This window comes from Streptomyces sp. NPDC002870 (assembly GCF_042888505.1).
Classification (GTDB): Bacteria; Actinomycetota; Actinomycetes; order Streptomycetales; family Streptomycetaceae; genus Streptomyces.
Window position 1 is genome coordinate 61814 of sequence record NZ_JBIAPW010000031.1, and the last position, 18628, is coordinate 80441.

The 18628-nt window shown below is 72.1% G+C and carries 18 protein-coding genes; 13 read left to right on the forward strand and 5 right to left on the reverse strand.

Annotated features, from left to right (window positions below):
* The gene (locus tag ACFYWY_RS29600; RefSeq protein ID WP_389191562.1) at positions 1–978 is read left to right on the forward strand and encodes a DUF2510 domain-containing protein; all 978 of its coding nucleotides are present in this window, start codon (positions 1–3) and stop codon (positions 976–978) included.
* Positions 979–1009: 31 nt separating this feature from the next.
* Here the strand turns inward: ACFYWY_RS29600 and ACFYWY_RS29605 are convergent, their stop codons facing one another.
* On the reverse strand, positions 1010–2212 hold the full coding sequence (locus ACFYWY_RS29605; RefSeq protein ID WP_389191564.1) for an amino acid deaminase/aldolase: 1203 nt from the start codon (positions 2210–2212) through the stop codon (positions 1010–1012).
* Between the two features lie 1002 nt (positions 2213–3214).
* On the opposite strand from ACFYWY_RS29605, the gene ACFYWY_RS29610 reads away from it, so the two are divergent.
* Both ACFYWY_RS29610 and mycP read left to right on the forward strand, forming a co-directional pair.
* On the forward strand, positions 3215–4024 hold the full coding sequence (locus ACFYWY_RS29610; RefSeq protein WP_389191666.1) for a hypothetical protein: 810 nt from the start codon (positions 3215–3217) through the stop codon (positions 4022–4024).
* Positions 4021–5211, forward strand: a complete 1191-nt coding sequence (gene mycP, locus ACFYWY_RS29615) for a type VII secretion-associated serine protease mycosin (RefSeq protein ID WP_389191567.1) — start codon at positions 4021–4023, stop codon at positions 5209–5211. Before ACFYWY_RS29610 ends, mycP begins: the two co-directional genes overlap by 4 nt.
* Positions 5212–5305: 94 nt before the next feature.
* Here the strand turns inward: mycP and ACFYWY_RS29620 are convergent, their stop codons facing one another.
* Positions 5306–5893 carry a serine hydrolase gene (locus ACFYWY_RS29620; RefSeq protein WP_389191570.1) on the reverse strand — a complete coding sequence of 196 codons (588 nt, stop codon included), beginning with the start codon at positions 5891–5893 and terminating at the stop codon, positions 5306–5308.
* A 23-nt stretch (positions 5894–5916) separates the two neighbouring features.
* Here ACFYWY_RS29620 and ACFYWY_RS29625 point away from each other — a divergent pair, with 23 nt between their 5' ends.
* Positions 5917–6648 carry an SseB family protein gene (locus tag ACFYWY_RS29625; RefSeq protein ID WP_389191572.1) on the forward strand — a complete coding sequence of 244 codons (732 nt, stop codon included), beginning with the start codon at positions 5917–5919 and terminating at the stop codon, positions 6646–6648.
* 15 nt (positions 6649–6663) lie between these two features.
* Here ACFYWY_RS29625 and ACFYWY_RS29630 read toward each other — a convergent pair whose 3' ends face one another.
* Positions 6664–7026, reverse strand: a complete 363-nt coding sequence (locus ACFYWY_RS29630) for a DUF1844 domain-containing protein (RefSeq protein ID WP_307664532.1) — start codon at positions 7024–7026, stop codon at positions 6664–6666.
* A gap of 350 nt (positions 7027–7376) precedes the next feature.
* On the opposite strand from ACFYWY_RS29630, the gene infC reads away from it, so the two are divergent.
* The 9 genes from infC (at position 7377) to ACFYWY_RS29675 (ending at position 17287) form a co-directional block, all read left to right on the forward strand.
* On the forward strand, positions 7377–8051 hold the full coding sequence (gene infC / locus ACFYWY_RS29635) for a translation initiation factor IF-3 (RefSeq protein ID WP_389191576.1): 675 nt from the start codon (positions 7377–7379) through the stop codon (positions 8049–8051).
* A 123-nt stretch (positions 8052–8174) separates the two neighbouring features.
* Positions 8175–8369: a 50S ribosomal protein L35 gene (gene rpmI / locus ACFYWY_RS29640; protein ID WP_142216133.1), complete on the forward strand. Its 195-nt coding sequence runs from the start codon at positions 8175–8177 to the stop codon at positions 8367–8369.
* A gap of 109 nt (positions 8370–8478) precedes the next feature.
* Positions 8479–8871, forward strand: coding sequence for a 50S ribosomal protein L20 (gene rplT / locus ACFYWY_RS29645; protein WP_307664534.1), 393 nt, complete (start codon positions 8479–8481; stop codon positions 8869–8871).
* A 156-nt stretch (positions 8872–9027) separates the two neighbouring features.
* Complete coding sequence (locus tag ACFYWY_RS29650) at positions 9028–9864, forward strand: TrmH family RNA methyltransferase (RefSeq protein WP_389191579.1); 837 nt, start codon at positions 9028–9030, stop codon at positions 9862–9864.
* A gap of 99 nt (positions 9865–9963) precedes the next feature.
* Positions 9964–11085: an ATP-binding protein gene (locus ACFYWY_RS29655; protein WP_389191582.1), complete on the forward strand. Its 1122-nt coding sequence runs from the start codon at positions 9964–9966 to the stop codon at positions 11083–11085.
* Positions 11086–11200: 115 nt separating this feature from the next.
* Complete coding sequence (gene pheS / locus ACFYWY_RS29660; protein ID WP_389191585.1) at positions 11201–12355, forward strand: phenylalanine--tRNA ligase subunit alpha; 1155 nt, start codon at positions 11201–11203, stop codon at positions 12353–12355.
* Positions 12355–14862, forward strand: coding sequence for a phenylalanine--tRNA ligase subunit beta (pheT, locus tag ACFYWY_RS29665; RefSeq protein ID WP_389191588.1), 2508 nt, complete (start codon positions 12355–12357; stop codon positions 14860–14862). Before pheS ends, pheT begins: the two co-directional genes overlap by 1 nt.
* Positions 14863–15364: 502 nt before the next feature.
* On the forward strand, positions 15365–16705 hold the full coding sequence (locus ACFYWY_RS29670) for a transcriptional regulator (protein ID WP_389191591.1): 1341 nt from the start codon (positions 15365–15367) through the stop codon (positions 16703–16705).
* A gap of 51 nt (positions 16706–16756) precedes the next feature.
* Positions 16757–17287: an NUDIX domain-containing protein gene (locus ACFYWY_RS29675; protein ID WP_389191594.1), complete on the forward strand. Its 531-nt coding sequence runs from the start codon at positions 16757–16759 to the stop codon at positions 17285–17287.
* Positions 17288–17297: 10 nt separating this feature from the next.
* Here ACFYWY_RS29675 and ACFYWY_RS29680 read toward each other — a convergent pair whose 3' ends face one another.
* Positions 17298–17558 (reverse strand): hypothetical protein, encoded by a 261-nt coding sequence (locus ACFYWY_RS29680; RefSeq protein ID WP_389191597.1) that lies wholly within the window; start codon positions 17556–17558, stop codon positions 17298–17300.
* Positions 17559–17690: 132 nt separating this feature from the next.
* Complete coding sequence (locus ACFYWY_RS29685; protein WP_389191600.1) at positions 17691–18551, reverse strand: 3-hydroxybutyryl-CoA dehydrogenase; 861 nt, start codon at positions 18549–18551, stop codon at positions 17691–17693.
* Positions 18552–18628: the final 77 nt, after the last annotated feature.

Below are 18628 nucleotides of genomic sequence, written 5' to 3' on the forward strand. Positions count from 1 at the left end.
ATGAGCATGACGACCCCGGCGGGCTGGTACCCGGACCCCAACGTGCCAGACGGCGAGCGCTGGTGGGACGGGGCCGCCTGGACCGCGCACACACGCCCGGTCCAGGCGCAGGCCCAGGCGCAGGCGCAGGCCCCAGGCCAGGCCCAAGCCCCGGGCCAGGCCGTCGGGTTCGGTTCGCCTACCGTGCCGATGCAGCAGGCGACACCCGCAGGCGCAGCGGGTGGCAGGGCGCGGGTGGTGGCGCTCGGCACGGCGGGCGTGCTGCTCGTCGCGGCGGTCGCCGCCGGCGCGGTGCTGCTCGGGAAGGACGACGGGGGTACGAAGCCCAAGTCCGCGCCGAGCGTGTCCGAACCGGCCCCGACGACGGACCCGAAGAACAGCCAGGCCGCGACCCCGCCCGCGAGCGGCGACTCCGCGCTGCTGACCGACCAGCTCAACGGCATAACCATGCTCGTCCCCGAGGGGTGGGAGAAGTCCGACAGTTCCCTCGACGAGGGCACCACGATGGTGACGGACGAGACCTACGACTGTCCGGGAGGCGGCTCCTCGCTCTGCCGGCACGGCCGGGTCTCGTCGATCACCGCCGCCCAGACCGATGTGCACTCGCCCGCGGCGCTCGCCAAAGAGGACATCGTGACGGCGGCGGACAAGGCGTACGAGGAGGACGCCCTCGGCAGCCGCATCCACGGCGGCATCAAGTCCCACACCGTGCTCAAGTCCCAGTCCATCGCCGTCGCCGGGCGGGCGGGCTATCTCGTGCGCTGGCGGGTGACCACCGGAGCGGGCCCCAGCGGGTATGTCCAGTCGCTGGCCTTCCCGTCGACGGTGGGCACCGGGGCGATGGTCGTCGTCCGGTTCGCCTTCGACGCGGGTCCGGACGGGCCGAAGCTCGCAGAGATGGACAAGATCGCCGCGAGCATCCGCCCGATCGGCGACTCCACGAGCGGCGGAGTCGGCAGCAGCATCGGCCCCGGCTGAGGGCCCACCGTGGCGTACTGAGCCCCGGTCCTCAGAGGAAGGTGCGGCCCTCGCCCCGGTACGTCGGCGCCGTGCCCGTCACGTGGTCGCCCTCGATGAGATGCAACGTGTCGAAGCGCTCGCACAGCTCCCCGGCCTTGGCATGCCGGAACCAGACCTTGTCGCCGATCAGCAGATCGTCGGCGGCCGAGCCGAGCAGCGGGGTCTGCACCTCGCCGGGCCCCTCCTGCGGGTCGTAGCGCAGACCCTCCGGGAGATACGGGACGGGCAGCCGGTCCGCGCCGGCCGCACCCGACGCCGGATAGCCGCCACCGAGCACCGTCACCACGCCCACGCCCGGCCTGCGCACCACGGGCTGGGCGAAGAGCGCGGCGGGACGCCCCGTGAACGAGGTGTAGTGGTCGAACAGCCGCGGGACGTACAGCCCGGACCCGGCGGCGATCTCGGTCACCGCGTCCTCGGCCGCGGTGTGCTGGACGCTGCCGGTGCCGCCGCCGTTGACGAACTCCAGGTCCGGCGTCACGGCCCGCACCGCCCGCACGACCGCGGCCCGCCGGGCCGCCAGCTCCTTACGGGCCGCGGACTGCATCAGCCGGACGGCCCGCGAACGCAGCGGACTGCCCGCCACGGCGTCCCCGACACCCGCCACATGCCCCTCGTACGCCATCAGGCCCACCAGCCGGAAGCCCGGGCGGCGCGCGATCGACCGCGCCAGCTCGGCGAGCTGGGCGGGCTCACGCAGAGGGGAGCGCCGGGCCCCGATCCGTACCCTGCCGCCCAGCAGTTGCAGCGCGGTGTCGAGTTCCAGACAGACCCGGATCTCCTCCTTGCCGCCTGCCCTGGAGCGGTCGATCAGCTCCAGCTGCGCCGCGTCGTCGACCATCACGGTCACGGCGGCCGCGAGCTTGGGGTCGCCCGCGAGCTCCCCGAACCCGGCCCGGTCCGCGGACGGGTAGGCCAGCAGCACGTCGTCGAACCCGGCCCGCGCCAGCCACAGCGACTCGTCCAGCGTGAACGACATGATCCCCGCGAACCCGTCCCGCGCCAGCACCCGCTCAAGGAGTGCCCGGCAGCGTACGGACTTGCTCGCCAGCCGGATGGGCTTGCCGCCCGCTCTGCGCACCAGATCGTCGGCGTTGGCGTCGAACGCGTCGAGATCGACTACGGCGAGCGGCGCATCGAGATGGGCGGTGGCCCTGTCGTAGCGGGCCCGGTCAGCGGCACGGGGAGTCATGGCCCGAGCTTGCCAGACCGGATTACCGCAGGGTAGGGGGACGTTTTGCGCAGATCCCCCCGGACCCCTGGTCTCGTTGCCGCGGCGCGTGTTCCAGCCCGTAGAGTGACGCACACGCGGTGACGAACGGGCCTGCCCCGAGAGGCGATCCGTTGGTGTACGTGGACGAGAATTCAGGGGGGCGGGATGAGCACGGAGGCGCAACGTCCTCCCGGCCCGGCCTCGCCTCAGCCCGGCGGCGGGGAGCCGACGCCGAGCACGTCACGCATCACGGATGAGCTGGGCCCGCCGGATCCGGCCCCGAGGACGCTGCGGGCGTCGAGCCTCACGGAACTGGTTCACCCGCAGCCTGTGCTCCCGCCGCCGGGGCCGTCGGCCCCACGGCACCCGGATGCGCCGGCGCGCGAGCCGTCTGCCGACGCACAGGCCGGCCGGGCCGCATCGCCGTACTCGGATACGCCGGCGGGTGCGCCGTCGCCCGACGCCCGGGCCCGGCCGAACGCGCCTGCGCGCCGGCCCGAGTCCGGGTCCGGACGGACCGAGCCGGACGCGGCCACCCCCGACGTGCGGCCCGCGTCCTCGGGCAGTGGCTCCGCCGGGCCCGAGCCGTACGCCGGCAACTGGCCTGCTGACGGCGGCCGCCGACCGTCCTCCTCCCCGCCGTTGCCGCAGCCGTCGTCGGGCCTTCCGCCGCGTCCGGAGGTACCGCCCGCGCGCTCCGGCGTACCCGCGCCACTGCGCCCGCCCGCCGCCGAGCGCCCCGCCGCGCCCCGCCCCGGTGGCGTCCCGCCCGTCGAGACCACCGCCCGGCTGCGGCCCATCGCCGCGCCCCCCGGCCCCCGCACCGGTTCCGCGCCCCTGCCCGCAGAGGCGCCCCCGCTGCCCGCCGCCGCACCCACGCGGCGCAGGCCCGTCGGGGCCGTCGACCTCACACCGAGGCCCGGCGCACGACCCGCGCACCCGGGCCACGGCCCTGGCCACGGAGCCGACGGCTGGCCCTGGATGCCGCCGGAGAGCCCTGCCGAGATGACCACCCGGCTCCGTCCCGTACGGACCCGGCACCCCGCGCGCACCCTCGGCGCCGTCGCCTGCGTCGTCCTCGGCCTCGGCCTGATCGGCGGCGCGGTCACCGGCAGTTGGCTGACCGGTGACTCCAGCGCCGACGCCGCCGCACGTACCGGGTACACCGAGACCCGCACCCTCTGGCACAGCGTCCCCGTGGACACCCTTTTCCCCCGCACCCTCAGGGGCGAGGGCGCGGGACCCGGCGGCGCGGACCGGGCGTGGACCCGGATCGCCGTCGCGCCCGACGGCGGCTGCGCGGGCGCCCTCGACCCGCTGCTGGTCAGAACGTTGCAGCCGGTCGGCTGCGCCCGCGTGCTGCGCGCCACCTACGCCGACGCGACGTCCAGCAGCGTCACCACGGTCGGGCTGATCTTCACAGAGGCCGATGCGGCCGCCATGCACACGCTGGCATCCCGCTTCACCGCCGAAGGCCTGGACGAGCGCCCCGATCTGATGCCCCGCACCCTCCCGGCAGAGGGCACCGTCGCCGCCGGTTTCGGCGACCGGCAGCGCGCCAGCTGGACCGTGAACGTCCTGACCGAGGCGCCCGTCGTCGTGTACGCCGTGTCCGGCTTCGCCGACGGCCGTACCGTCAGCGACCCGCAGCCCGCCGACGAGGCCAGGGCCAGGGGCGCGACGTCCGCGCCCGCCCAGGCGGGCCTCGGCCATGAGGCCAAGGGCATCGCGGACCGTATCCAGCGCGTACTGCGCAGGACCGTCAGCACGGCCACGGAGAAGCCCGAATGACCCGCCGCCCCGTCACCGGACACCGCCTCCGCCACCGCATCGCCGCCACCCTCGCGGCCGCCGCCCTCGCGCTCCTGCCGGCGACGCCCGCGCACGCGGACGGCATCCGGACCCAGCAGTGGGCGCTCAGCTCCATGAATACCGACCAGGCCTGGAACACCACCAAGGGCGAGGGCATCACCGTCGCGGTCCTCGACACGGGCGTCGACGACCGCCACCCCGACCTCGCGGCCTCGGTGCTGCCCGGCAAGGACTTCATCGGCTTCGGCGCCCAGCGCGGCGAACGCGCCTGGGCCCGCCACGGCACCGCCATGGCGGGCATCATCGCCGCCCACGGCCACGGTCCGGGCAGCGAGGACGGCGTCATGGGCATCGCGCCCGAGGCGAAGATCCTCCCGGTCCGGGTCATCCTCGAAGGCACCGACAAGGCCCGCGAGAAGGCCCGCAAATCCCGCGGCAACGCCCTCGCCCAGGGCATCCGCTGGGCCGCCGACCAGGGCGCCGACGTCATCAACCTCTCCCTCGGCGACGACAGCGAGTCCGCGCATCCCGAGGCGGCCGAGGACGCCGCCGTGCAGTACGCGCTCGCCAAGGGCTCCGTCGTCGTCGCGTCGGCCGGCAACGGCGGCGAGAAGGGCGACCACATCTCGTACCCCGCCGCCTACCCCGGCGTGATCGCCGTGACCGCCGTCGACCGATTCGGCACCCACGCAGCTTTCTCCACCCGCCGCTGGTACGCCACCGTCAGCGCACCCGGCGTCGACATCGTCATGGCCGACCCGGACCAGAAGTACTACCAGGGCTGGGGCACCAGCGCGGCCGCCGCCTTCGTCTCCGGCGCGGTCGCCCTGGTCCGCTCCGCCCATCCGGGCCTGGCCCCGGCCCAGATCAAAAAGCTCCTCGCGGACTCCGCCCGCAACGGCCCCAAGGGCGGCCGCGACGACGCCAAGGGGTACGGCGTCGTCGACCCGGCCGCCGCGATCAAGGCGGGCGCCAAGCTGCGCCCGGCCGGCCTGAAGGCCGCGTCCTCGGGCTACGGCAAGAAGTACTTCGGCCCCGGCCCCGTGGCCGAGAAGAAGGACGCGGAGCCGGCCGGCTGGCTCGCCCCGCTCGCCGGCGGCATCGGCGCGCTCGTGCTGGCGGGCGCGGTCGTGCTCTGGCGCGGCGGCCGGGTCAGAGGCGCCTGACCGCGCCGAGCGAGCGGCGCCCGGCCGGGTCAAGCCAGAGGCACGCGGGCGGCGCCCGACCCGGGCCGAGCCGGCGGCGGCCCAGCCGGCCGGGTCAGAGGCGCCTGACCGCCTCCCACACCGCCGCCTCGACGCACGCGATGCCCTCCTCCTTCGTCTCATGCCCGTCGGAGAGCACCGCGAGGAGCCGGCCACCGGCCCGCCCCACGGAGTGCACGACCCACAGCCCGGTATCCCGCATCGGCATCCAGCCGTTCTTGAGCGCCCACGCGCCGCCCGCGGCCGACACCCCCCAGTCCTGCCCCTCGACCACCTGGCCCATGAGGTCCCGGAGATACGCGTACGGGCCGTCGAACACGGCCCGCATCAGCGCGAGTTGATCCGCCGCGGTGGTCCGCGTCAGCCCCCACGCCGTCTCGGCCCGCGTCTGCGTGAGCCCGAGCCGCGCATGCGCCGCGTCCAGCCCCGCCGCGCCGCCGATCGTCTCCCACAGCGCCGTCGCCGCGTCGTTGTCGCTCCGTACGATCATGGCCCGCGCCAGCTCCCGCTCCCGCGCGGTCAGCGGACGCCCGTCGCGCAGCAGCGCGGCCAGGATCGAGACCTTCACGATGCTCGCCGAGGGATACGCACGCTGGTCGCCGTACGACCGGCCGGCCACGGCGACCGCGACACTGACACTCATACCAAGGAGGCTAGGCTCCTCGCGTGGCGCTCAAGAACATCCCCGACTCCGGTTTCTCCGACGACGACGGCACCGCCGATCCCCGGCTGACGGCGGCCCTCGCGGCCTGGTCCGCGGACCGCACGGCCCAGCAGCCGGTGCTCGAAGCCCTCAAGGACGCCCGGCTGCTGGTCCCGGTCGTCGCATTCCTCGGCGAGGTCGAGGAGGACGAGAACGGCCTGCGCCGCGAGAAGACCAGCGACATGGCGGTCCCCACGCTGACGGCGGGCGACCGCCGTGCGCTCCCAGCGTTCACCTCGGTCGACTCGCTGGCCCGCTGGGACCCGCACGCGCGCCCCGTGGCCGTACCGCTGCATCAGGCATTGCAGGCCGCCGCCCACGAGCAGGCCGACACGCTGCTGCTCGACGTCGCGGGTCCCGTCCCGTACCAGGTGACCGGCAGCGCGCTGCTCGCCCTCTCCGAGGGCCGCATCAGTGCCGACCCGCTCGACGACCCGGCGGTCACCACGGCGGTACGCGACGCGGTCGCCGCCGAGCCCGCGGTGCTCCGAGCCCACCTCGGCCCGGGCCGCGCGGACGGCATCCTCGCCCTGGTCCTGGCCGCGGACGCGGTCCCGGCCCAGGCGGCCCGCCGCGTCGCCGAGACGCTGGCGGCCGACGACGTACTGAGGGCCCGCCTGGTGCGGGGCCTCGACCTGGCTTTGCTCCCGGCCGAGGCCACCCCGCCGGGCGAGCCCCTCTTCGTACGCGGTTGAGGAAAGGATCCGGGCTCAGCCGTACACCGGGCCGGTGTACTTCTCGCCCGGTCCCTGGCCCGGCTCGTCCGGGACCAGCGACGCCTCGCGGAAGGCCAGCTGCAGCGACTTCAGCCCGTCGCGCAGCGGCGCCGCGTGGAAGGAGCTGATCTCGGTCGCGCTCGCGTCCATCAGACCCGCCAGCGCATGCACCAGCTTCCGCGCCTCGTCCAGATCCTTGTGCTCCGCGCCGTCCTCGGTCAGACCGAGCTTCACGGCGGCCGCGCTCATCAGGTTCACCGCGACCGTGACGATGACCTCGACGGCGGGGACCTCCGCGATGTCGCGGGTCATGTCGTCGAAGCCGGGGGACTCATTGGGGGTGGTCGCGTCACTCATGACGCACACGATATGCCCCGCCGCGGGCGACCGGGTCCCGGCCACCGGTTAGCCGCTTCCGGCCAGAGCTGCTAACCTTGTGTAACGACCGGCCGGACACGTGTGTGCCCGGCCCACAAGTGGAGGCTCCGATCTCCCACCTGGCTGTCCTCCGGGACGGCGGGTCACCGGTCAGGCGGCGCCCATCGTTCCGTACGGACGATGGAGCCGCCCGATAAGCCCCGCGGTAGCACGCGGCGGTGTTCCGGTATTCGAGGAGCTCCCGCCTGTGTCCCGTCCGGGGCATTTTTCACGTTCCGGTGCGGTTGGTCTCAGGAAACAGACGTTACGCGGCTGCCTGCCAGACATCCGTGTGGTGCTACTTAGGAGGATCCATCAGCGCCGAGCCCCGCATCAACGACCGGATTCGCGTTCCCGAAGTGCGACTTGTCGGTCCCAGCGGCGAGCAGGTCGGGATTGTTCCGCTTGCCAAGGCCCTCGAGCTTGCGCAGGAGTACGACCTCGATCTGGTCGAGGTCGCGGCGACCGCCCGTCCGCCCGTGTGCAAGCTCATGGACTACGGGAAGTTCAAGTACGAGTCGGCCATGAAGGCCCGTGAGGCGCGCAAGAACCAGGCGCACACGGTCATCAAGGAGATGAAGCTCCGGCCGAAGATCGACCCGCACGACTACGACACCAAAAAGGGTCACGTCGTCCGGTTCCTCAAGCAGGGTGACAAGGTCAAGATCACGATCATGTTCCGTGGTCGTGAGCAGTCCCGCCCCGAGCTTGGCTTCCGCCTGCTGCAGCGGCTCGCTTCCGATGTCGAGGATCTCGGATTCATCGAGTCGAACCCGAAGCAGGACGGCCGGAACATGATCATGGTTCTTGGCCCGCACAAGAAGAAGACCGAGGCCATGGCCGAAGCGCGTGAGGCCCAGGCCGCCCGCAAGGCGGAGCGCCAGGGCTACGCGCACGAGGAGTCGACGGACGAGGCCGCCCAGGCCCCGGCCGAGGCCCCTTCCGAGACGCCCTCCGAGGCGTGACCTGGCGGGGCTGCCACCCAGGCAGCCCCCGGTCCCGCCCGGAACCCACAAACCAAGATCTGACGCTCCTGTTGTCCGGTGTCCGCACCGGGGGAGTGCCACTGACGAGGAGATAACGGCGCTATGCCGAAGAACAAGACGCACAGCGGTGCCAAGAAGCGCTTCAAGATCACCGGCTCCGGCAAGGTGCTCCGTGAGCGCGCCGGCAAGCGCCACCTGCTGGAGCACAAGTCGTCCAAGCTGACGCGTCGCCTCACCGGCAACGCCGAGATGGCCCCGGGTGACTCGAAGACCATCAAGAAGCTTCTCGGCAAGTGACGTATGTGTCCCCGGTGACCGGGGGCACGCGCCGAGACCGGGACCAATTCGTTTCCGGGCCGGGGTGAGTCGAACTCTCACTCCCAGCCCCGCTACAAGGAGTTAACAAGTGGCACGCGTCAAGCGGGCAGTCAACGCCCACAAGAAGCGCCGGGCGATCCTCGAGCAGGCCAGCGGCTACCGCGGTCAGCGTTCGCGCCTGTACCGCAAGGCCAAGGAGCAGGTCACCCACTCCCTGGTCTACAACTACAACGACCGCAAGAAGCGCAAGGGCGACTTCCGTCAGCTGTGGATCCAGCGCATCAACGCCGCTGCCCGCCAGAACGGCATGACGTACAACCGCCTCATCCAGGGTCTGAAGGCCGCCAACATCGAGGTGGACCGCAAGATCCTGGCCGAGCTCGCGGTCAACGACGCCGGCGCGTTCGCCGCGCTCGTCGAGGTTGCCCAGAAGGCGCTTCCGAGCGACGTCAACGCCCCGAAGGCCGCGTCGGCGGCCTGACGGCCGCGTCCAGCCGGACCGCTTTTGGACCCGCAGGCCTTCGGCCTGCGGGTCCGGTGCGTTCTGAGCTGTATACCAGCTGTATCCGGGGGCGCCCCCGGCCCCCCCGGGCCCCCGGACCACCCCGCCCGGACCGAATCAGAGAGCCGCAGGCACATGGCCCCCGAGCTGATCTCCCCGCGTTCCCCGCGCGTCACCGCCGCCAGGCGGCTTGCCAAGCGCGCCTTCCGGGGCAAGGAGCGCCTGTTCATCGCCGAGGGGCCGCAGGCCGTGCGGGAGGCGGTCGGCCACCGCGGCCCCAGCGGTGAGCCCACGCTGGTCGAGCTCTTCACCACCGTCGAGGCCGCCGAGCGGTACGCGGACATCGTCGACGCCGCCCGTGCCGCCGGGGCCCGGGTTCACCACGCCTCCGACGCGGTGCTCGCAGAGGTCTCCCAGACCGTCACCCCACAGGGCCTGGTCGGCGTCTGCCGGTTCCTCGACTCGCCGTTCGAGGAGATCCTGGCGGCGCGGCCGAAGCTCGTCGCCGTACTCGCGCATGTACGCGACCCCGGGAACGCAGGCACGGTGCTGCGCTGCGCGGACGCCGCGGGCGCCGACGCCGTCGTCCTCACCGACGCCTCCGTCGACCTCTACAACCCCAAGTCGGTGCGCGCGTCGGTCGGTTCGCACTTCCATCTGCCCGTCGCCGTCGGCGTCCCCGTCGAGCAGGTGGTGCGGGGACTACGCGACGCCGGAGTGCGCGTACTGGCCGCCGACGGCGCCGGTGACGACGACCTGGACGACGAGCTCGACGCCGGGACCATGGGCGGGCCCACCGCATGGATCTTCGGCAACGAGGCCTGGGGACTGCCGGAGGAGACCCGTGCGCTCGCGGACGCCGTCGTGCGCGTACCGATCCATGGAAAAGCCGAAAGCCTGAACCTCGCGACCGCGGCAGCCGTATGTCTCTATGCCTCGGCGCGTGCGCAGCGCGCGGTGGGTACTCCCTGAGTGGGAGTACTCGCTCAGGGGGTCCGCTCCGTCACCTTCAGCTAGTAGTGTGACGGGCTCGGGGGCCCACTGCGGCGGCGCGAGAGGTGGGGTGCGGGGATGGCTGTCGGGACGAGCAGGCTCGCGGAGACACACGGGGCGATGCTGTGCCGGTCCGGCGGCCTCGACGCGTTCGGGATCGACCCCGACGAACTCCCCGACGGACTTGTCGTGGCCGACGAGACCGGCCGCGTGATCTGCTTCAATGCCGCGGCCGTACGGATCACCGCCGTGTCCAAGGGCGAAGCGCTCGGCCTGCCGCTGGAGCGCGTGCTGCCGCTGGAGGACCTCAAGGGCTGCCGCTGGTGGACGCTGACCGATCCTTACGGCGGACTCGCCACCCGCGTCGGCCAGCCCGAGCGCAATCTGCTGCTGCCCGGCGGCCGGGAGGTCCTCGTCGCTGCCCGCTATGTGCGCGAGTACCCCACCGGGCCGGTACGTCGCGTCGTCATCAGCCTGCGGGGCACCGAGGCCCGGCGCCGCACCGAACGCAGTCATGCCGAGCTGATAGCGACCGTCGCCCATGAGCTGCGTTCCCCGCTGACCTCCGTGAAGGGCTTCACCGCGACTCTGCTCGCCAAGTGGGAGCGTTTCACCGACGACCAGAAGCGGCTGATGCTGGAGACGGTCGACGCCGACGCCAACCGCGTCACCCGGCTCATCGCCGAACTCCTCGACATCTCCCGTATCGACTCCGGACGGCTCGAAGTGCGCCGCCAGCCCATCGACATCGCGGCGGCCGTCGGACGCCACATCCAGGCGCACATAGCCAGTGGCCAGTCTCCCGACCGCTTCTTCGTACGCATCCAGTGCCGACTGCCCGACCTGTGGGCCGACCCGGACAAGGTCGACCAGGTGCTCGGCAATCTGCTGGAAAATGCGGTGCGCCACGGCGCCGGAACCGTCACCATCGAGGTGGCGCCGGCATCGGCGAAGGACGACGAGAAGGGCACGGCCGTCACCGTGAGCGACGAAGGCCCCGGCATCCCCGAGGAGTCGATGGGCCGTGTCTTCACCCGCTTCTGGCGGGGGAGCAAGCGCGGCGGCACCGGCCTGGGCCTCTACATCGTCAAGGGCATCGTCGAGGCGCACGGCGGGACGATCACCGTCGGCCGCGGACCCGGCGGCGGCGCCGAGTTCCGATTTATTCTGCCCGTCGGCGCCCCGGCCTACCTGGCTTGAGCAGCCCGCGGGCTCATTCGCCTCTCCACACCCCGTTAGACTCGACCTTTGGCACCTTTGCGTCCTCGGTCGACGAGCGGGGGCCCCAGCCAGCCCATCGGAAGTACGGGAAGAGATGTCCGCACCCAATAAGTCGTACGACCCAGTTGAGGTCGAGGCACTGAAACCGGAAGAGATCGAGCGCATGCGGGACGAGGCGTTCGCCGCCTTCGCCGCCGCCGGCGACCTCGAAGAGCTCGCCCACGCGAAGGTCGCGCACACCGGCGGCGGCTCGCCGCTCGCGCTCGCCAACCGGGAGATCGGCGCACTGCCGCCGCAGGCCAAGGCCGAGGCCGGCAAGCGCGTGGGCCAGGCCCGCGGCGCCGTGAGCAAGGCGCTCGCCACCCGCCAGGCCGAGCTGGAGTCCGAGCGCGACGCCCGGGTGCTGGTCGAGGAGGCAGTGGACGTCACGCTGCCCTACGACCGCGTTCCGGCCGGCGCCCGCCACCCGCTGACCACGCTCTCCGAGCGCATCGAGGACGTCTTCACAGCCATGGGCTACGAGGTCGCGGAAGGCCCCGAGGTCGAGACCGAGTGGCTGAACTTCGACGCGCTGAACATCGCCGCGGACCACCCCGCCCGCGGCGAGCACGACACCTTCTTCGTCGAGGGCCCCGACGGCGGTGGGGGCACCACCCAGGCCGAAGGCTCCGGGGGAAATTCCGGCGTCGTACTGCGTACGCACACCTCGCCCGTGCAGATCCGCTCGCTGCTCGACCGTGAGCCGCCGGTGTATGTCATCTGCCCCGGCCGCGTCTACCGCACCGACGATCTGGACGCCACCCACACCCCGGTCTTCCACCAGGTCGAGCTGCTCGCCGTGGACGAGGGCCTGACCATGGCGGACCTCAAGGGCACCCTCGACCACATGGTCCGGGCGCTGTTCGGCGGCGAAGGGATGAAGACCCGGCTCCGGCCGAACTTCTTCCCCTTCACCGAGCCGTCCGCCGAGATGGACATGGTCTGTTACGTGTGCCGCGGCGAGTCCGTCGGCAACCCGGACCGGCCCTGCCGCACCTGCGGCAGCGAGGGCTGGATCGAACTCGGCGGCTGCGGCATGGTCAACCCGAAGGTGCTCATCGCCTGCGGCGTCGACCCCGACAAGTACAGCGGATTCGCCTTCGGGTTCGGCATCGAGCGGATGCTGATGTTCCGCCACAACGTCGAAGACATGCGAGACATGGTCGAGGGCGACGTCCGGTTCACCCGGCCGTTCGGGATGGAGATCTGATGCGGGTCCCGCTTTCTTGGCTGCGGGAGTACGTCGACCTGCCGGCCACGGAGACCGGCCGCGACGTACAGACCAAGCTCATCGCGGCAGGTCTCGAGGTCGAGACGGTCGAGCAGCTCGGCGCGGGCCTCAAGGGCCCCCTCGTCGTCGGCAAGGTGCTGACCATCGAGGAGCTGACCGAGTTCAAGAAGCCCATCCGCTTCTGCACCGTCGACGTCGGGCAGGCAAACGGAACCGGCGAGCCGCAGGAGGTCGTCTGCGGCGCGCGCAACTTCTCCGTCGGCGACAAGGTCGTCGTGGTCCTGCCGGGCGCCGTGCTGCCCGGTGACTTCGCGATCGCCGCGCGCAAGACGTACGGCAGGACCTCGCACGGCATGATCTGCTCCGGCGACGAGCTCGGCATGGGCGACGACGGCAGCAGCGGCATCATCGTGCTGCCGCCCGAGCACGAGGTCGGCACCGACGCCATCGAGCTGCTCGAACTCGTCGACGAGGTCCTCGACATCGCCGTCACGCCCGACCGCGGCTACTGCCTCTCGATGCGCGGCGTCGCTCGCGAGACCGCCATCGCGTACGGCCTGCCGCTGCGCGACCCGGCGCTGCTGGACGTGCCCGCACCGAACTCCTTCGGCTACGTGGTCAAGGTCTCCGACCCGGTCGGCTGCGACCGCTTCACCGCCCGTACGGTCGTCGGCCTGGAGCCCGAGGCCCGCTCCCCGATCTGGCTGCAGCGCAGGCTGCAGAAGGCCGGGATGCGCCCGATCTCGCTCGCCGTGGACGTCACCAACTACGTGATGCTCGAAGTCGGCCAGCCGCTGCACGCCTACGACCGGACCCGTCTCGACGGGCCCATCGGGGTGCGCCGCGCCGAGCCCGGCGAGAAGCTCACCACCCTGGACGGCGCCCAGCGGGTGCTGGACGTCGAGGACCTGGTGATCACCGACAACCGCGGGCCGATCGGCCTCGCGGGCGTCATGGGCGGCGCCAACACCGAGATCGCCGACCACGACCTCGGTGCCACCACCGAGGTCGTCATCGAGGCCGCGCACTTCGACGCCGTGTCCATCGCGCGTACGGCCCGGCGCCACAAGCTCTCCTCCGAGGCGTCCAAGCGCTTCGAGCGCGGCGTCGACCCGCAGGCGGCCGCCGCCGCCGCGCAGCGGACCGTCGACCTGCTGGTGCTGCTCGCGGGCGGCACCGCGGAGGCCGGCGTCACCGAGGCCATCGCGCCGTCCGCGCCGCGTACGGTCTCGATGCCCGCCGACCACCCCGACCGTGTCGCGGGCGTCCACTACGGCCGCGAGACCGTCGTCCGCCGCCTCCAGGAGGTCGGCTGCGACGTGCACGGGCAGGACGAACTGGTCGTCACCGTCCCGTCCTGGCGTCCCGACCTCGGCGAGCCGAACGACCTCGCAGAAGAGGTCATCCGGCTGGAGGGGTACGAGAACCTGCCCTCCACGCTGCCCAAGCCGCCGGCCGGCCGCGGGCTCACCGGCCGCCAGCGGCTGCACCGCCGCGTCGGCCGCGCACTGGCCGGCGCCGGCTACGTCGAGGCGCCGAACTACCCGTTCGTCGGCGAGACGGTGTTCGACCAGCTCGGCCTGGAAGCGGGGGACCCGCGACGCACCGTCGTCAAGCTGGTCAACCCGCTCTCCGACGAGGAGCCGGCGCTGCGCACCACGATGCTGCCGGGCCTGCTCGCCGCGCTGCGGCGCAACGATGGCCGTGGCTCGCACGATCTGGCCCTCTTCGAGACGGGTCTCGTCTTCCGGCCCACCGGCGAGGAGACGGTCCCGGGCACGCTGCCCGTCGACCGCCGCCCGACCGATGAGGAGATCGCCAAGCTGAACGCGGCGCTGCCGCGCCAGCCGCGCCGCGTAGCCACCGTTCTGGCCGGTGCGCGCGAGCAGGCCGGCTGGTGGGGCAAGGGCCGCCCGGCCGACTGGGCCGACGCGGTCGAGTCCGCCCGTACGGTCGCCCGCGAGGCCGGCGTCGAACTCACCGTCCGCGCCGACCAGCACGCCCCGTGGCACCCGGGTCGCTGCGCCGCGCTGTACGCCACCGTGGACGGCGAGGAAACCCTCGTCGGCCACGCCGGCGAACTGCACCCGCGCGTCATCAAGGCGCTCGGACTGCCGGAGCGCACCAGCGCCATGGAGGTCGAGCTCGACCTTCTTGAGCGGGCGGGTGAGGGTGCCCTCCGGGCCCCGCGGATCTCCACCTTCCCGGTGGCGACCCAGGACGTCGCGCTGGTCGTGTCCCAGGACGTGCCGGCCGCCGAGGTCGAGAAGGCGCTGACCGAGGGCGCGGGTGAACTGCTGGAATCCATCCGGCTGTTCGATGTGTTCGTCGGGTCGCAGATCGGCGAGGGCGAGAAGTCCCTGGCGTACGCGCTGCGGTTCCGCGCCCCGGACCGGACGCTGACCGTCGAGGAGGCGTCGGCCGCCCGCGACGCCGCCGTCGCGCTCGCCGCCGAGCGCACCGGGGCGGTGCTGCGCGGGGCCTGACCGGCCCCCGATCCCCTGAGGGGCGTGCCCGGACACCGGGTGCGCCCCTCACGCCTTTGCGCCGGCAGCTGGGCGGCCGACGGCCGAGACCTACGATGTGGCGCTGCTGGCGCTGCTGGTGCCGCGCTACGGCCGCTCGCGGGTGCCGGCGCAGTGCGGGGACACCGCCCTGCGCCGTACCCGGTCAGAACCCTCCTATCGCCGGCGGTCATCTGCAGCCATGTGCAGCGATCGGCAACCAAGGGATTGCCGTGCGGCCGGCGCCGCCCGCCCTGCCGCGGAGTGTCGGGCAGATCAGCAGGGCAGACGACGCGATCGAGGGCCGCCGCACTGTACGAGGGGGAGCCGACGGCCCGGCCGCCTCCATGAGAGGCATTTCAGTCAACCGGCGCGAACGGTACGGCGGCAGAGCGCGCGAGGCACAGATCGGGGCACTCCAAACACACCCCGTGCGAATCCCCCTCTACTACGCTGAGCGCACCGAGCCGACAGAGGGGCCCACATGCAGCCCAATACCCTGCTCGACGCCCTGCTCGACGAGGCAGGAATCTCCAACGCGGGACTCGCCGCCCGCGTCAATCAGGCGGGCCGGGCCAGGGGCCTGTCACTGCGGTACGAACACACGGCCGTGGCACGGTGGTTGAAGGGCCAGCGCCCGCGCGGCCAGGTGCCCGACCTCATCTGCGAGGTGCTCGCGAGCCGGCTGCACCGGGCCATAACGCTGGGCGACATCGGTCTGGGCGTGCCCGGCGAGTCGGGCTCGCCGCCCGGCTCGCCGCTCTCCGGTTTCGTGGAGCGCGCCACCGCGCTGTGGCGCTCCGACGAACAGCAACGGCCGCACATCATCGAGGCGCCCGCCGTCACCGGAACACCCGCGGTGATGCCCGTATGGGAGTGGGAGAACCCTCCGGAGGACTCCGACGTCTCCCGCTCCGGACGGACGCACGTCAGCATGGCCGACATCAAAATGCTGCGCGCCGCCCGGGCGCACTACGAGCTGATGTACCGCAAGGCGGGCGGCATCGCCACCCGCGCGCGGATCGTCGGCTTCCTCAACGCCGAGACCGCGCCTCTGCTGCGCGGCGCCTACAGCGACGCGCTGGGCCGCCAACTGCACCGTGCGACAGGCGGTCTGGTGGCTGTCGCCGGCATCTGCGCGTACGACTCCGATGCGCACGGCCTCGCCCAGCGCTACTTCCACCAGGCGCTGCGGCTCGCAAAGGCCAGTGGGGACCGGGGACTTGGCGCCTATGTCATCGCGCTGCTGGTCAACCAGTCGCTGTTCATGGCCGAGCACCGGCAGGCGGTGGCCTTCGCGGAGGCGGCGCTGCGGGCGGCCGGGCGGCAGCTCACCCCGGCGCTGGCCGCCGATCTGTACGCGATGCAGGCGAAGGCGTACGCACATCTCGGCGACAGCGGCAGCGCGCTGCGGTGCATCCGGCGCGCGGAGCTGGAGGCGGAGCGGATCCGGCGGGGGCACGAGCCGGACGAGACCGGCTATGTCCAGCCGGGGCTGGTGAACGTCCAGGTCGCGGAGGCACTGCTCAGCCTCGGTGATCTGCCGGCGGCACGCGAGCACGCCACGGCGGCCGTCGGCACTCCGGCGCACGACCGCGGCCGGGTCCACCGGCTCGCCATGCTCAGCCAGATCGAGCTGCGCCAGGGCGAGGTGGACCGGGCGGCGCGGACGGCTGCGGAGATGGTGGAGCGGGCGAGGGGGATGGAGTCGCAGCGGCTCAGGGACCGGCTTCGCGCGGTGCGCGAGCATCTCGTGGCGAGCGGTTGCAGCAATGCAGACGAGGCGGCCGAACTCATCGACGGGGCGCTGCGCGTTCCCCTCTGACCGAGCTCCTGCTGCGATATTGCCATCTACTTGTCGGAAGGTGGCAGAAAAGTGCAGTGGACGAACTTAAGCGAACAAACTGTGTATGAAAACCGCTGGTTCAGGGTCAACCTCGCGGATGTCGTGCTCCCCGACGGCCGGCACCTGGACCACTTCCTCATCCGGCTCCGTCCGGTCGCCGTAGCGACAGCGGTCAACGGGGCCAACGAGGTGCTGATGCTCTGGCGGCACCGCTTCATCACCAACAGCTGGGGCTGGGAGCTCGCGGCGGGAGTCGTCGAGGACGGCGAGGAAATCGAGGCCGCCGCGGCCCGGGAGATGGAGGAGGAGACGGGCTGGCGCCCCGGCCCCCTCCAGCACCTCCTGACCGTCGAACCGTCCAACGGTCTGACCGACGCCCGGCACCATCTCTACTGGGCCGAGGACGCCACGTACATCGGCCACCCCGAGGACGACTTCGAGTCGTCGCGCCGCGAGTGGGTACCGCTCAAGCTGGTGCCCGACATGATCTCCCGCGGTGAGGTCCCGGCCGCCAACATGGCGGCCGGGCTGCTGATGCTCCACCATCTGCGGCTGGGCTGAGCCCCGGCGGCTAGTGGCCGCCCAAGGCCTGCCACACGGTGACCGCCAGCGCTCCCAGCGCAGTGAGCGCAGCGACGGCGGGCAGCGGCCACCTGGCGTGCTCGAGTGCCCCGACGCGCGCGGCCAGATCGGTGAGTTCCCGGTCGATCTGGTCGTTGCGCTGTGCGAGCAGTGCCAGATGCCCGTCGATCCGGGCAAGGCCGACGTCGAGGCTGCGGCGTAACTCGGCGAACTCTTCGACGACCACTAAATGATCAGGGTCGGTGGTCACGGATGGGCTCCTCTTCGACAGAGTTGTACTGCGGACCCTTGACTGAGCGGAACCGAGTCAACTCGCCCTGATCGGAGGGCGGGAGCGTGTGCGCAGGGCATATGCGGGCACGCCCCGCACACTCCGTGTGAATCAGGAGTAGGGGTAGAACCCGGAGCCCGTCTTGCGGCCGAGGCGCCCCGCGTCCACCATCCGCTGCAGCAGCGGGGGAGCGGCGTACAGCGGCTCCTTGAACTCCGCATACATCGAGTCGGCGACCGAGGCGACGGTGTCGAGGCCGATCAGGTCGGAGAGCTTCAGCGGACCCATCGGGTGGGCGCAGCCCAGCTCCATGCCGTTGTCGATGTCCTCGCGGCTGGCGATGCCCGACTCGAACATCCGGATCGCGGAGAGCAGATACGGAATGAGGAGGGCGTTCACCACGAAGCCCGAGCGGTCCTGGGCGCGGATCGGGTGCTTGTCCAGCACGTTCTGGACCACGGCCTCGGAGCGCTTGACCGTCTCCTCTGAGGTGGTCAGCGCCGGGATCAGCTCGACGAGCTTCTGCACCGGGGCGGGGTTGAAGAAGTGGATGCCGATGACCTGGTCGGGCCGGGAGGTCGCGACGGCCAGCTTCACCAGCGGGATGGAGGAGGTGTTGGAGGCGAGGATCGCGTCCGGGCGGGTCACCACCTGGTCGAGCACCTGGAAGATCTCGGTCTTGATCTGCTCGTTCTCCACGACGGCCTCGATGACGAGATCGCGGTCGGCGAACTCCCCGAGGTCGGTGGTGAAGCTGAGCCGCTCCAGTGTCGCGTCGCGCTCTTCCACGGTGATCTTGCCGCGCTCGGCGGCCTTCGAGAGGGAGTTGTAGAGCCGGGTGCGACCGATCTCCAGGGCCTCGCCCGTGGTCTCGGCGACCTTCACCTCCAGGCCACTGCGGGCGCACACCTCCGCGATGCCCGCGCCCATCTGGCCGCAACCCACCACTCCGACGCGTGCAATGTCGGCCATTGAGTCCGTCACCTCGTGCCTTTCGCTGATCTCTGCGGCAGGCGCCCCCGTGTGGTTCCGGTGCCCGCCTCGACCCC

What these genes read in the sequence shown, in the direction of transcription:
- ACFYWY_RS29600 (WP_389191562.1), top strand. Translation starts at nt 1, where the DNA reads ATGAGCATGACGACCCCGGCGGGCTGGTACCCGGACCCCAACGTGCCA.
- ACFYWY_RS29605 (WP_389191564.1), bottom strand. Translation starts at nt 2,212, where the DNA reads ATGACTCCCCGTGCCGCTGACCGGGCCCGCTACGACAGGGCCACCGCC.
- ACFYWY_RS29610 (WP_389191666.1), top strand. Translation starts at nt 3,215, where the DNA reads ATGCCGCCGGAGAGCCCTGCCGAGATGACCACCCGGCTCCGTCCCGTA.
- mycP (WP_389191567.1), top strand. Translation starts at nt 4,021, where the DNA reads ATGACCCGCCGCCCCGTCACCGGACACCGCCTCCGCCACCGCATCGCC.
- ACFYWY_RS29620 (WP_389191570.1), bottom strand. Translation starts at nt 5,893, where the DNA reads ATGAGTGTCAGTGTCGCGGTCGCCGTGGCCGGCCGGTCGTACGGCGAC.
- ACFYWY_RS29630 (WP_307664532.1), bottom strand. Translation starts at nt 7,026, where the DNA reads ATGAGTGACGCGACCACCCCCAATGAGTCCCCCGGCTTCGACGACATG.
- rpmI (WP_142216133.1), top strand. Translation starts at nt 8,175, where the DNA reads ATGCCGAAGAACAAGACGCACAGCGGTGCCAAGAAGCGCTTCAAGATC.
- ACFYWY_RS29650 (WP_389191579.1), top strand. Translation starts at nt 9,028, where the DNA reads ATGGCCCCCGAGCTGATCTCCCCGCGTTCCCCGCGCGTCACCGCCGCC.
- ACFYWY_RS29655 (WP_389191582.1), top strand. Translation starts at nt 9,964, where the DNA reads ATGGCTGTCGGGACGAGCAGGCTCGCGGAGACACACGGGGCGATGCTG.
- pheS (WP_389191585.1), top strand. Translation starts at nt 11,201, where the DNA reads ATGTCCGCACCCAATAAGTCGTACGACCCAGTTGAGGTCGAGGCACTG.
- pheT (WP_389191588.1), top strand. Translation starts at nt 12,355, where the DNA reads ATGCGGGTCCCGCTTTCTTGGCTGCGGGAGTACGTCGACCTGCCGGCC.
- ACFYWY_RS29670 (WP_389191591.1), top strand. Translation starts at nt 15,365, where the DNA reads ATGCAGCCCAATACCCTGCTCGACGCCCTGCTCGACGAGGCAGGAATC.
- ACFYWY_RS29685 (WP_389191600.1), bottom strand. Translation starts at nt 18,551, where the DNA reads ATGGCCGACATTGCACGCGTCGGAGTGGTGGGTTGCGGCCAGATGGGC.